Here is a 12,273-nt window from a genome sequence, read left to right as displayed (position 1 = left end):
GCGTAAGGCTGCAAGGTGGGGCGTATGCACTCCTCTTGGAAGGTCGGCCCGCTCGCACAGGCCAGCGGACTGACCGTACGCACCCTGCACCACTGGGACGCCATCGGCCTCCTCAGCCCCTCCAGCCGCACCGCCGGCGGGCACCGGGAGTACACCGAGGGCGATCTGGCCCGCCTCTACCAGATCCTGGCGCTGCGCAGCCTGGGCCTGAGCCTGGAGACCATCGCCACCTGTCTGGACTCCGGCGTGGACCCGGTCCGGCTGATCCACGACCATCTGGCCAAGGTCCAGGAGTCGGTTGACGTGCTCCAGACGCTGCGCACCCGGCTCACCACGCTGCTGGACGCGCTCTCGGCCGGCCGTACCCCCGGCACCGACGCCCTGCTGGACGCCCTGCGGGCCATCGGCTCGGTCGCCCCGCAGGCCGAGGACGCGCTCAAGGACCACCTGGCGGACGAGCAGATCGAGGTGCTGCGCACCAGGTCAGCCTCGCTGGGACCGGCCCTGCACTATCTGCTGGAGGTGGAGTGGCCGGAGCTCTACCGCCGCGCCGACCGGCTGCGCACCGAGGGCGCCCCCGCCACCGACCCACGGGTACGGCGCGTGGTGGGGCGCATGGACGAACTGAGCGCCCTGTTCACCGGCGGCGACCAGGCGATCTCCCAAGGCGTCCGCACGGCCTGGCGGGAGAACCCGGGGGCCATGTCGGGCACCCCGGCACCCGCCTCCGACGAATGGTCCGCTTTGGCCGACTTCCTGGACGAGGCCCGGAGGACCCGATGATGAACCGTCGCGCCCGTGCCGTTGTCGCCGTCGCCGGCACGCTGCCGTCGCTGCTCCTGGCCCTCTGCCTACGCCCCTACGGGGCGCTGTTCACGGTGCCCATCGCCCTTGCCTGCTATGCGGTGTTCGTCTACCTCCAGCTGCCCGCCGACCGGCGCGGGCGCCAACGGCCAAGCGCGGGCGGATAGCCATGCCTGCCCTCGGATGGCCGGAGGATCGATTCGGCACCCCACCCAGGGGTGATGCCCCGCATGGGGACGCACCGCGCCGGGCATCGCCCCCCTGATCAATTCACCGCTAGGGGAAGGCACTTCATGCGCCGCATCACCGCCCTGTTCCTCGGGACCGCCGCGTTCCTCGGCTTCCTCGCCACGCCGGCCGGCGCCGACAGCTCCGACCATCTGCTGGGGAATGTCAACGTCAACGCGGTCAGCTCGGACCTCTGGCATGCCAATGCGGCGCCGGAGCGGAACGGGCTGGTGGTCCTGCCCTAGGGAATTCGGGGGCGCCTCGTAAGGGGCGCCCCCCGGCGCGCGGGAGGGGCGCTGCACACATCCCGCTCCGCCCGAAATCCCGCTCGCCCCCCCGATCCCGAACCTGATCTCCATCGGGGCTCACTCAGGGTGTACCCAGGGCCTTCCCGGATGGTGAGCCGATCCCCCGTGCGACACGCTCTATGACATGACCCGCCACTCCCTACCGCTCAACTCCCGCCCTGCCGAGTCCCATTCGCACCGTCGCAGACTCCCCCTGATCACAGCAGCCTGCGCCATCATGACGGCCGTAACCCTCGGCACCACCGTGGCCCCCGCCCTCGCCGCCCCCGCCCGGAGGCCCCAGACCGCCACCACCTCGCACTGCCCCGGCGCTCCGCTCCCCGCACTGGACCCGGGCGCGCTCCAGCAGGCGATCTCCAGCTCTCCCGACCGGGTGACGGCCATGCTGGCCAGGGTCAGCGGACCGGCCGGGCACTGGACGGGCACCTTCGGCAAGGCCGACATAAGCACCGGCGCACCGGTGCCGGCGGACGGCAGATTCCGGCTGGGCAGCGTCACCAAGGTCTTTATTGCCACCGTGGTGCTGCAATTGGCCGGCGAAGACCGGTTGGAGCTGGACCACCCGGTCCAGGACTACCTCCCCGGCGTCCTGCCCACCTCCCCGGTGATCACCGTGCGCCAGCTCCTCAACTACACCAGCGGCCTGCCGGAGTTGACCCCGGACGACATTCCCACCGACCCCAAGGGGATGGTGGAGCACCGCTTCGACGACCATCCGATGGCCCAGTTGATCGCCATGGCCCTGAGCCACCCCCGGCCCTATGACCCAGGCCAGCGACAGAATTATGGCTCCACCGGCTACTACGTGGCCGCCATGCTGGTCCAGCGACTGACCGGGCACAGCTACCAGCAGGAGATCACCCAGCGCATCCTCCGCCCCCTGCACCTGCGCCACACCACGGCGCCGGAGACGGATACCGCCATCCATGGTCCGCATGCCCATGGCTATCTGGCCGTTCCCCAGCCGGACGGCACCCCGCAGCTGGCAGACGTCACCGAGCAGAACCCGGGTGCCGGGGGCCTGATCTCCACCACCGCCGACCTGGACGTCTTTCTCACCGCGCTGTTCCGGGGCCGGCTGCTGCCCGCCGCCCAGCTGGACGAGCTGTTCACCGTCCCCGCCATAGCCGAACCCCACGACCGCGCCCCGAGCCCGAACCGGCCCCAAATCGCCTACAGTGCAGGCCTGATGCGCATCACCATGCCCAATGGCCTGACCGTCTGGGGCAAGACCGGCAGCACCTTCGGCTACACCGACGGCATGTTCGCCACCCGCGACCTGCGGCGGCGCCTGATCTACTCCTTCAACCCGATATCCGGCGGCGGCAACGACGCCGCCCTGGTCAACAAGACCGTATCCGCCGCATTCAGCTGACGGGATGCCCCGCAACCCGGGTTCGGCATGCTGTTTGAGGGTTTGGCCGGTGGGTGATTCAGCGGGCCGTTGGGCGGAGGGCGTCGTCATGTCACGAAGACGTCCGGCGGATCGCTCATGCCTACCCTCACCTGTATGACGACCGACTGGATAGCGGAAGCGCAACGCTTGGCGCGGGGACGAGGCTTTGACCAACTCAGCTGTCCGCCCGAGGGGCAGGGCTCCTCCCCGGCACCGCTGTCCGAAGCGGAGATCCGCGAGGCGGAGGCGGAACTGGGCATTACCTTTCCGGACCAGTACCGGGAGTACTTGCTCCGGCAAAGCGCCGGCGGCACGGTCAACCGCCTGCGCCGAACCGCGGCAGGCTGGGGCTGGTGCGGAGACACAACCACCAACTACGCCTTGCTCACCAGCGCCTTCCCCGATCCCGACTCCTACCGCGCTTATGAAGAGGAACTCGACGCACGTGAGCCGCTGAAAGAGAACTTCCCGGATCACGACACCTACCAGGAGGCGTGGAAGCAGTGGGACGCGGAGTACGAGGTGTTCCAGGAGCGCAGGACGTCCGGCGCCGTGTTCATCCAGGAGAACGGTTGCGGTTTCTCGACCCTGCTCATTGTCACTGGTCCGCACCGAGGCACGATGTGGTTCGATGGCCGCGCGACCTGTGACCGGATCCTGCCCCTGAACCTCGGCGGTCAGCCGGTCTCGTTCGGGGACTGGCTCGGTCGGAGTTCCATGGACCTGCTCAGCCGGTGAACGCCACCGAGCCGACACCCAGCGGATCAGGCCAGGGAACGGCCATATCAATCGCGGTCGGTCCGTAATCCGGATCAGCAGACGTAAGCCGGCCGGAGCAGCGACACCTGGCACTGGGCGTCGGTAAAGCCCAGGGTGCGGTAGAGCCGGATGGCGTGGTAGCCGGGATCGGCGACGATCACCAGGGTGTGGACGCCGGGCCTGGTCAACGCCCAGGCGCCGGCGTGGCGTACCACGGCCCCGGCCAGCCCCCGGCGGCGGAACCCCGGATGCGTTTCCACATTCTGGAACCGCGCCGGCCCTCCGCCGTCGCTGAACACCCCCGCCCCGGCCCGCATCCGTCCCTCCACAAAGGCCCCGAACCAAGCGCCATGACCGGCCTCGCAGATGCTCCGGTACTCGGCCAGTTTGCGGGTGAGGAAGGCCCGGTGCTCGGGCAGGTCCGCCGAGTCCTCGGTGGCGAACCGGAGTTCGGTGGCAAGCGCCCAGTCCTCGTCACCATCCAGGGGTCGGATTTCCGCTCCCTCCAAGCCGGTTGGCGGCAACAGAGCCCTCGCGGTGAGCACCGCATCCACCTGCACGGTGAGGTCAAGCCGGGCCAGCTCCTCCGGAGGGAAGGATTCCGCCTCGGTGGAGTCGGTGGCATCCACCCCGATGGCCAGATGCCCGGCCTCCGGGAACTCCGCGGCGAAGGCCTTCGCCCAGTACGCCGGATCGCTGCCCGGGGGCACCAGCAGGTAATTGCCCCACCAGTAATGGGAGTTGTCCGGGGTGTGCACACTGAGATGGGTGCCGTGATCGGTGATGCGCGAACCGCCCATGGCACGCAGCATCAGGTCGGTGCGGAAGCCCAGCGAATTCACCTTCACCGCGCCGATGCTAGGGCGCACCCGGGGGTGCGGCAATGCGAATTGTCCGGGATACATGCCTTTGTGATCGCCCGGTTGCCGAGGCGGATCACCGGGCGATCCGGAACCACACCGCCTTGCCGGGCCCCGGCCCATGTCGGCAGACGCCCCAGTCGGTGGCACATGCGCTGATGAGCAGCAGGCCACGGCCGCTCTCCTGCCGCTCCGGGTACGGCCGCCCCAGGCGCGGCATGCCGGGTGCGTCATCGCGCACCAGCACCCGGAGCGCACCGCCGGCCGCCCACTCGGCGTGCAGCGTGACCGGCGCCGAACAGCCGCTCCCCCGGCAGGCGTTGATGGCGTTGGTCACCGCCTCGGAGGTGAGCAGCAGCGCGGTATCGGTCAGCTCCTCACGGTGCGCGGCGGTGAGCGCGGTACGGACCGCTTCACGCGCCGTACGGACCCAGCCCGGGGCGGGCGGGAAGACCAGGGCGAAGTCGGGTCGGGCGGTGCGGCACATCGGCGGCTCCTGGCCGGTTGAGGTGGCGGGTTCCCTCGGCGGGTGCGGTGGCATTGCCGTGTCGCTGCGCGCGTGCGAACGGTGCGCTTCCGGCTTATGGGCGCCGGGGCGGTTGTCTTCGACGGTAGGGACCGCAGTTGCCGATCTGCAACTGCCTTACCGGAATTGCCACCAACGAGTGGCTGTCGCTTGTCACCAGCAGGCAGACTGCTGACGATCAGCAGGAGGCAGAGATGGGCCTACGCGCCAACCCGACCCAGCGCCAACGCCGTTTGGGCATGGAACTTCGCAGGCTGCGCACTGCGGCCGGACTGTCGGTCGGCGAGGCCGCAGCGGCGGCGGGACTGGGTCCGCCACATCTTGGTCACATCGAGGCGGCCCGAACAGCCATTCCAGAGGTGAAGTTGCGGGCACTGGCAGCGGCTTACGGTTGCCAATCTGAACCTCTGATTGAGGCGCTGGTGGCCATGGGGCAGGCCACAGGCCGAGGCTGGTGGTCCGACTTCCGTGGCCCGCACCACAGTGACGCGGCCCGCGATCTCGCCGAGCTGGAGTCCTTGTCCATTGCGCACCGCTCGTTCCAGTGGGTGCACATCCCTGGCCTGCTACAAACACCCGAGTACATGCGGACGTTGTTCGTCGGCGGGAACCCGGAGGCATCTCCGGCCGCTATCGAGCGGTTCGTTGAGTTCAGGCTCCAACGACAGCAAGTCCTGACCGGCGAAGCGCCTCCACGATTCCACGCGGTCATTCACGAGGCCGCGCTCCGGATGCAGTTCGTCGGCCCTCACATCATGCGCCGCCAGATCGAGCACTTGGTGGAGTTGGCGAAGCTACCGAACGTACTCATCCAGATCCTGCCCTTCCGGGCAGAGGTACACCCGCAGTTCAGCGCGCCCTTCGTTATCTACGACCACTCGGTGGCCCAACTGAGCACGGCCTATGTGGAACACCCCAACACTTCGCCCTTCATTGGCGAGCCACGCGAACTGCATGAATTTGACACCGAGTTCAACAAGCTGAGCGAAGCGGCCTTCGCGCCGGTGCCAGCCGTCATCGAACCCAAGTTCTACACTGAGAGGGATTCCCTCGGGCTGATCCAGCACGTGTTGTTCACTCTCTGAGGAGAGGCGATGCCTGCAGTCTCATGGCAGAAGTCCAGCTTCAGCGCAGCCAACGGCAACGGCGAGTGCCTGGAGGTATCCGCCACCCCCAACACCATCGCGCTTCGCGAGAGCGACGCCCCGCGCACCGTGCTCGCCCTCAGCCGCCCCGCCCTGCGGGCGTTCCTGGGTTACGCCCGAGGCGCAGAACCCGGCGTTCACCGCTGACCGCCGGCTTCGTGTCGGCCAGCGCTTCCGCTACTGGCCGTGAAAGGCCGCACCATGTCGAACCCTCGGTGGCAGAAGTCCAGCTTCAGCACAGCCAACGAAAACGGCGATTGCCTGGAGGCTTCCCGCACCCCCAACAACACCATCGCGCTCCGGGAGAGCGACGCCCCGCGCACCGTGCTCGCCCTCAGCCGTCCCGCCCTACGGGCGTTCCTGCGGTACGCCCGGGGCGGGGTGCCCGGCAACCGTTGACCGCCGGCCCGCACCCAGGGGGCACCGCGCTCCGGGGCGGAAAACCTTTGCGCGGGCGGCTCAATCCAACACGGAAACCCGACCCGGTTGAACGCTGCACAACCGTCATGCCACCTGTGCGCGGCGCGGACCGCAGAAGACGGGAGCCCGGCGGCGTGCGGGGCCCGCGCCCGTGCGTGGGCCGGCCATCGCTGACCGGATCGTTCCGGGTGCGGACTTGATCATCCCTTCTGGCGCGGCCCAACCACCCCGCATGCTGAAGCCATGAACAGCGCACTGATCGTGATCGACGTCCAGGAATCCTTCCGGCAGCGGGAGAACTGGGCCGCCTCCTCCAACCCCGACATCGTGGACAAGGTCAACCGGCTGGTGGCCGCCCAGCGGGCCAAGGGCGAGCTGGTGGTGTGGGTGACGCACACCGAGCCCGGCACCGGTACCGTTTTCGACCCCGAGCGGGGGTTCGTCCGGCTGATCGAGGGGCTGAAGCCCGAGGCCGGGGAGCCCTTCCTCAGCAAGACCTCGCACAACGCCTTCACCACCACCAACCTCCAGCAGCTGCTCACCGAGCGGGGCATCCGCGAGGTGCTGATCAGCGGCATCCGTACCGAGCAGTGCTGTGAGACCACCGCCCGGGTGGCCTCCGACCTCGGCTATGAGGTCACCTTTGTGATCGACGCCACCGTCACCCACCCCATCGAGCACCGGGACGCCCCCGCCGGCCGCAGCCTGGCGGAGATCCTGGCGGACCCGCGTACCCTCACCACGGACGCGATCACCGAGCGCACCGAGTATGCGCTGGCCGGTCGGTTCGCCAAGATCGCCACCGTTGAGGAGCTGACTGGATCGTGACCGTCAGACGGGTCGTCTTCCTGCTGGTACCGCAGCTGCACCTGCTGGACCTGGCCGGTCCCGCCCAGGTGTTCTCCACCGCCAACGACCTGGGCTGCGGCTATGAGCTCAGCTATGTGGCGGAGCAGGAAGACATCCCGACGGCGCAGGGGGTACCGCTGAAGGCCGCCATCGAGTGGCCGGAACTGGGGGAGCGGGACCTGATCGTGGTGCCGGGCTGGCGGGCGCCCACCCTGCGCCGGCATGGCGCGCTCGGCACCGCGATGCTGGACCGTCTGGTCGCCCATCACACGGCCGGCGGCACCGTGGCCAGTGTCTGCGCGGGCGCCGACGCCCTGGGCAGGGCCGGGCTGCTGGACGGGCGGCGGTGCACCACCCATCACGACGTCCAGGAGGAGCTGGCCCGCCGGTATCCGAGGGCCACTGTGGTGCGTGACGTCCTTTATGTCACCGACGACCGGGTGGTCACCTCGGCCGGGATCGCCAGCGGGATCGATCTGGCCCTGCACCTGGTGGCGGTGCACCATGGCGCGGCGACCGCGGCCCGGGTGGCCCGGAGCATGGTGGTCTACGCCCGCCGCAACGGCGACCAGCAGCAGACCAGCGCCATGCTGCGGCACCGTACCCACCTCAGCGACGCGGTGCACCGGGCGCAGGATCTGATCGACGCCCGCTACACCAGCACTCTGCCGCTGGGCCGGCTGGCCGCCGCGGTGGGGCTCAGCGAACGCACCCTCACCCGCCGGTTCACCGCCGCCACCGGCCTCACCCCGCTGCGCTACCAGCAGGAACTCCGTATCGAACATGCCGAGCACCTGATCTCCCAGGGCTCCACCGTGGAGGCGGCGGCCCGCAGCGTCGGCTTCCAGGACGCCCGGATGCTGCGCCGCCTCAGGGGACGTCCGCAGCGAGTCCCCAGCACTCCCGCTCCGCAGCCGTGATCGGCGGCTCCGGCGGGGGGCGGCGCCCCGGGTCCGGACCCCGCAGCGCCTCCAGCAGCATCCGGGGACGGACCAGCGCGGGCCAGGGCTCGGAGAGGGTCATCACATCCAGCAGCGCCCGGGAGACGGCGGGCCGGCACATCGAGGTGCGCACCAGGCGCTGGAAGTAGCCATGGGTCAGCCGGACCGCCACCGCCGAGCGGTTGCCGGTGGCTCCCGGGTAGCGCATATCGTCGCCGGTGGCCAGGGACCAGGCGCCGGACACCGGCCGCGCGGCGGCCCGTTGGGCCCGCCGGGCCAGGCCGGGACCGGTCAGTCCGCCGCCCCCGGTGAGCTCGGCGCGCAGGGCCAGGGCGCACTGGGCGGCAACCGTCATGCCCTGGCCATAGATGGGGTTGAAGGAGGCCACCGCGTCGCCGAGCACCAGATAGCCCTCGGGCCAGGACGGCGAACGTTCATAGAAGCGGCGCCTGTTGACGGTGGTGCGGGTGAGGTGGACATCGGTGAGCGGGCTGGCCCGGGCGATCAGATCGGCCAGCAACGGGTGGCGCAGCGAGCGGGCGAAGTGCTCGAACTCGGCCGTTTCACCGGTCGGTTCACCGCCCCGGGTCCCGGCGAGGGTGAGCAGCCAGCGGCCGCCCTCGATGGGCAGCAGGGTGCCGCCCCGGCCGGGCTCCGGGGTGCCGGAGACGGCCTGCACCGAGACCACCGGAATGCTCTCCGCCCTTGGCGGCGCCTGGAAGATCCGGCTGGCATAGACCAGCCCGGAGTCCACGGTCTCCTCGCGCACAACGGGCAGTCCCAGCCCGGACAGCCAGCGGGCGGCCGGTGAGCCCCGGCCGGTGGCGTCCACCACCAGGTCCGTGGCCAGGCTCTCGCTGCCGCCGGAGTCCAGGTGCCGCAGCCGCACCCCGGTGATGCGCACCGCGTCCCCGAGCAGGGCCACCGCCTCACAGCGCGTCCGGAGCACGATCTCCGGGTGGGCCAGGGCCTGTTGACGGACCACATGGTCCAGCAGGTCCCTGCTGCAGGCGATCAGGAACTGGCTCTCCGGCCAACGGCGGGCCCAGCCATCGGCGGTGAGCACCACCAGGCTGGACGGCAGCGCGATACGGTGCGCGCCGGCGCCCAGCCAGCGCCGGGTGGTGCCGGGCAGCAGGGACTCAACGGCCCGTGCCCCGCCCGACATCAGCAGATGCGCATGACGCGCCTGGGGCAGGCCCTTACGGGGCGCGGCCTCCTCGGGCAGACAGTCCCGCTCGACCACGACGATCTCCTCGGCATGGCCGCGCAGCGCGGCCGCGGCGAGCATTCCGGCCATGCTCGCGCCGAGCACCACCGCACGCCTGGGCCGCCCGCGCCGGCGGTCGCCCGCGCTCGCGGGGCGGGGGTTGGGGGCGATCACGGCGCATCTCTTTCCGCCGTGGCGGCGAAGTACGCCCCGGCCACGCCCGGTTCGCCCCATCGTGCGCCGGGCGCCCCCTGTTCTAGGGTGGGCGGCCAGGTCAGACGAACGACAGCCCGAGGGGGAGACGTTGACTGGGCGCGTACCAGAGGGACTGAACTGGATTCCGGCGACCGACGATCTGTCCATGCCGGAGTATCTGGAGGTCGCCTTCGGCAACGAGGGCGACGACAACGTCTATATCCGGGAGAACGTCCACCCGGAGAAGGTGGTGATCACCACCAAGCGCAAGTGGGACGCCTTTGTACTCGGCGTCCAGGCGGGCGAGTTCGACCACTTTGTGGCGGACTTGGAGGACTGAACGAGCGGCGGCCCCGGCCCCCGTCAGTCCCCGCCAGCCCTCGTCAGCCGTCGTCCCCCGAGTCGTCCTGGCCGTCGCCCTGGTCCCGCTGGTCGTTGTGGCGGTGCTTGCCGTTTCGCTGGTGCGGTTTGCCACTGGCGGGATGCTTGGGCTGGGCGGGGTGCCCGGACGGGTGGGTGCCGGTGCCGGACTGCCGGGCCGTGCCGTCCGGCACCGTCTGGGAGGGCTGGGCGTCCGGCCGGTTCCCGCTGGTCTTGCCGTCCTCGGAGGTGAAGACCGAGGCGCCGATGACCGCTGCCACCGCGAAGGCCACCGCACCCGCCAGCACTCCGCCCAGTGTCTTGGGCGTACGGATGCGCAGCCGCCCGGCGCTCCTGCCGCCCGCCCCGTGCCGCCGGCCGCCGACCGCGGGGGTGCTGCGGGTGGCCGGGGAACCCGGCAGGGCGTAGGTGGTGACGCTCTCCTGGTGGACTGGGGCCGTGGGCATGGGGCCCGGGGCCTTGGGCGCCCCGGACGGCATGGGCGGCACGGCCGCCGGGGGCGCGGTGGGGGTGGCCGGAGGAATGGCGGGGGGCGCCGGGACCATGGCGGGGGCGGCCGGCGCGGAGCCGCGCCAGGCACCGCTCGCGAACCAGTCGGCCACCTCCTGGGTGGACGGCCGGGCCTCCGGCTCCTTGGCCAGCATCCGCAGCAGATAGGCGTCCATGGCGGGCGGCACATCGGCCCGGTGCTGCCGCGGTGGCACCGGCGGGGTGTCCACATGCAGATAGAGCAAAGAGGTGGGGCTGTCCGCCCAGAACGGCGGCTGGCCGACCAGCAGGTGGTACAGCACACAGCCCAGCGCGTACACATCCGAGGGCGGTCCGGCCAGACGCCCCAGCGCGCGTTCCGGCGCGAGATAGGTACTGGTACCGACGATCTGCCCGGCCCTGGTCAGCCCGGCCGAGGTCTCGTCCACAAAGCGGGCGATGCCGAAGTCGCCGATCTTCAACGCCCCGTTGGCGTCCAGCATCAGATTGCCCGGCTTGATGTCCCGGTGGATCACTCCCTGCGCATGGGCGGCCGCCAGCCCGGAGGCGGCCTGGGCGGCGATGTCCGCCACCCCGGCCGGGGAGAGCGGGCCGCGGGCGGAGAGCTGCTGGGCCAGACTGGGGCCGTTCACCAGCTCCATGACCAGGTAGAAACGCCCGTCCCAGGAGCCGAAGTCGTAGACCGCGACCACTTGAGGGTGATTCAGCCGGGCCGCCGTCTGCGCCTCCAGCCGGAACCGCTGGGCCGCTGACTCGTCGCCACCATCGCCCAGCAGCAGCTTCACCGCTACCTGACGGCCCAGCACCTCGTCCTGGCCGCGCCAGACTTCGCCCATGCCACCGCGACCGAGCAGCTCCGCCAACCGGTAGCGTTCGGCAACCAGCACCCCTACCACCCTTGATCTCGACGCACCCGACGAACCCGACGATGAGCGCGATGAACCCGATGAACCGGCCCGGCCGCCGCTGGGCGCGACGCGTGCGAGGGCGGTCACCACAGCCTACCGACCGAACGCGGTCGCACTTGAACAAGTGCACGACTCTCCCCTCCGCGCGCCGTTGCCCGAGGCCCGCACAAGTGATACACACGGTGACCGTAAGGCCACCCACTGACAACGGTCGGTCGCGGGACGGAGCTGACCTCGCCACCGGCATATGCGGACCGGCCAAAATTTGCCGCCAAGTCGACATCCGCGGGCGGCGTCTTCGGTGAAGATAGGTATCGACCTGCGCCGCGGAGCGCAGGCGGCGCAACTACCCTTCAAGGGGCGGTGAGTTACGAAATGTTTTTGGCAGCCGGAAAGGGCGACATCAACACCATTATTGGTGGAATCGCCCCGAACTGGGGCCCGTTCGGCAGCCTGGGCAAAGAGGCCCGGGTGATGATCGAGGTCATCATGGCCGTATCGATCCTGCTCTGCCTGGCCATCGCCATCTGGGGCGCGGCCAAGCAGCGCATCGGTGCGACGGCCCTGCGGGACACCTTCAGCGCGGAACAGGGCAAGGGCCTGATCGTGGCCGGGCTCACCGGAGTCTTCATCATCGGCTCGCTGGGGACGCTGTTCACCATCGTCTACGGCATGGCCGTCTAGCCGTCCGCCCGCGCAGACCCCGCTCGCTTCCCGAGTCCCCCCACCCGAGGCTGCCTCCTGATGCCCCCTCACTCCCTTTGGTCCTCCTCCCGGAAACCGCACACCCCGCTACCGTCATCTCAGGGCGGGGAGCGGGACCGCTCCGCGGGTCGCTCTGCGGGTCGCTCCGC

16 protein-coding genes are annotated in these 12,273 nt (G+C 70.3%); 12 read left to right on the top strand and 4 right to left on the bottom strand.

Features of this window, described 5'->3' with window-relative positions:
- The first annotated feature begins 24 nt into the window (after positions 1 to 24).
- The 5 genes from CV755_RS25695 (at position 25) to CV755_RS25675 (ending at position 3,474) form a co-directional block, all read left to right on the top strand.
- The gene (locus CV755_RS25695; protein WP_109282641.1) at positions 25 to 783 is read left to right on the top strand and encodes a MerR family transcriptional regulator; all 759 of its coding nucleotides are present in this window, start codon (positions 25 to 27) and stop codon (positions 781 to 783) included.
- A complete protein-coding gene (locus CV755_RS25690) occupies positions 780 to 971 on the top strand; it encodes a hypothetical protein (RefSeq protein ID WP_109282640.1) in 192 nt (63 codons plus the stop codon). Before CV755_RS25695 ends, CV755_RS25690 begins: the two co-directional genes overlap by 4 nt.
- Positions 972 to 1,097: 126 nt before the next feature.
- A complete protein-coding gene (locus CV755_RS25685) occupies positions 1,098 to 1,277 on the top strand; it encodes a hypothetical protein (RefSeq protein ID WP_109282639.1) in 180 nt (59 codons plus the stop codon).
- A 280-nt stretch (positions 1,278 to 1,557) separates the two neighbouring features.
- A complete protein-coding gene (locus tag CV755_RS25680) occupies positions 1,558 to 2,715 on the top strand; it encodes a serine hydrolase domain-containing protein (protein ID WP_161968748.1) in 1,158 nt (385 codons plus the stop codon).
- 135 nt (positions 2,716 to 2,850) lie between these two features.
- Positions 2,851 to 3,474, top strand: coding sequence for an SMI1/KNR4 family protein (locus CV755_RS25675; RefSeq protein WP_109283514.1), 624 nt, complete (start codon positions 2,851 to 2,853; stop codon positions 3,472 to 3,474).
- 74 nt (positions 3,475 to 3,548) lie between these two features.
- On the opposite strand, the gene CV755_RS25670 is transcribed toward CV755_RS25675, so the two are convergent.
- Both CV755_RS25670 and CV755_RS25665 read right to left on the bottom strand, forming a co-directional pair.
- Positions 3,549 to 4,343, bottom strand: coding sequence for a GNAT family N-acetyltransferase (locus tag CV755_RS25670; RefSeq protein ID WP_109282637.1), 795 nt, complete (start codon positions 4,341 to 4,343; stop codon positions 3,549 to 3,551).
- A gap of 88 nt (positions 4,344 to 4,431) precedes the next feature.
- Entirely contained in the window at positions 4,432 to 4,842 is a 411-nt protein-coding gene (locus CV755_RS25665; protein WP_109282636.1) for an ATP-binding protein, read from the bottom strand.
- A gap of 137 nt (positions 4,843 to 4,979) precedes the next feature.
- On the opposite strand from CV755_RS25665, the gene CV755_RS25660 reads away from it, so the two are divergent.
- The 5 genes from CV755_RS25660 to CV755_RS25640 all read left to right on the top strand — a co-directional run bounded on the left by CV755_RS25660 (position 4,980) and on the right by CV755_RS25640 (position 8,215).
- Complete coding sequence (locus tag CV755_RS25660) at positions 4,980 to 5,966, top strand: helix-turn-helix domain-containing protein (protein WP_241561390.1); 987 nt, start codon at positions 4,980 to 4,982, stop codon at positions 5,964 to 5,966.
- 9 nt (positions 5,967 to 5,975) lie between these two features.
- Positions 5,976 to 6,173 carry a DUF397 domain-containing protein gene (locus CV755_RS25655; RefSeq protein ID WP_109282635.1) on the top strand — a complete coding sequence of 66 codons (198 nt, stop codon included), beginning with the start codon at positions 5,976 to 5,978 and terminating at the stop codon, positions 6,171 to 6,173.
- Positions 6,174 to 6,227: 54 nt separating this feature from the next.
- On the top strand, positions 6,228 to 6,425 hold the full coding sequence (locus CV755_RS25650) for a DUF397 domain-containing protein (RefSeq protein WP_109282634.1): 198 nt from the start codon (positions 6,228 to 6,230) through the stop codon (positions 6,423 to 6,425).
- A gap of 264 nt (positions 6,426 to 6,689) precedes the next feature.
- Positions 6,690 to 7,274: a cysteine hydrolase family protein gene (locus CV755_RS25645; protein WP_193553476.1), complete on the top strand. Its 585-nt coding sequence runs from the start codon at positions 6,690 to 6,692 to the stop codon at positions 7,272 to 7,274.
- A complete protein-coding gene (locus CV755_RS25640) occupies positions 7,271 to 8,215 on the top strand; it encodes a GlxA family transcriptional regulator (protein ID WP_109282633.1) in 945 nt (314 codons plus the stop codon). Before CV755_RS25645 ends, CV755_RS25640 begins: the two co-directional genes overlap by 4 nt.
- On the opposite strand, the gene CV755_RS25635 is transcribed toward CV755_RS25640, so the two are convergent.
- The gene (locus CV755_RS25635) at positions 8,166 to 9,620 is read right to left on the bottom strand and encodes a pyridine nucleotide-disulfide oxidoreductase (RefSeq protein WP_338323696.1); all 1,455 of its coding nucleotides are present in this window, start codon (positions 9,618 to 9,620) and stop codon (positions 8,166 to 8,168) included. The genes CV755_RS25640 and CV755_RS25635 overlap by 50 nt on opposite strands.
- 187 nt (positions 9,621 to 9,807) lie before the next feature.
- On the opposite strand from CV755_RS25635, the gene CV755_RS25630 reads away from it, so the two are divergent.
- Positions 9,808 to 9,981, top strand: coding sequence for a DUF397 domain-containing protein (locus CV755_RS25630; RefSeq protein ID WP_109282632.1), 174 nt, complete (start codon positions 9,808 to 9,810; stop codon positions 9,979 to 9,981).
- A 43-nt stretch (positions 9,982 to 10,024) separates the two neighbouring features.
- Here CV755_RS25630 and CV755_RS25625 read toward each other — a convergent pair whose 3' ends face one another.
- Positions 10,025 to 11,398, bottom strand: coding sequence for a serine/threonine-protein kinase (locus CV755_RS25625; RefSeq protein WP_109282631.1), 1,374 nt, complete (start codon positions 11,396 to 11,398; stop codon positions 10,025 to 10,027).
- Positions 11,399 to 11,794: 396 nt separating this feature from the next.
- Between CV755_RS25625 and CV755_RS25620 the strand changes: the two genes are divergently transcribed.
- Positions 11,795 to 12,103, top strand: coding sequence for a hypothetical protein (locus tag CV755_RS25620; protein WP_109282630.1), 309 nt, complete (start codon positions 11,795 to 11,797; stop codon positions 12,101 to 12,103).
- The last annotated feature ends 170 nt before the right edge of the window (positions 12,104 to 12,273 follow it).

It is taken from the genome of Streptomyces orinoci (assembly GCF_003121295.1).
Taxonomy (GTDB): domain Bacteria; phylum Actinomycetota; class Actinomycetes; order Streptomycetales; family Streptomycetaceae; genus Streptomyces; species Streptomyces orinoci.
Note: the sequence above shows the minus strand (reverse complement) of the source record. Positions and strands in the feature narration are given on the sequence as shown.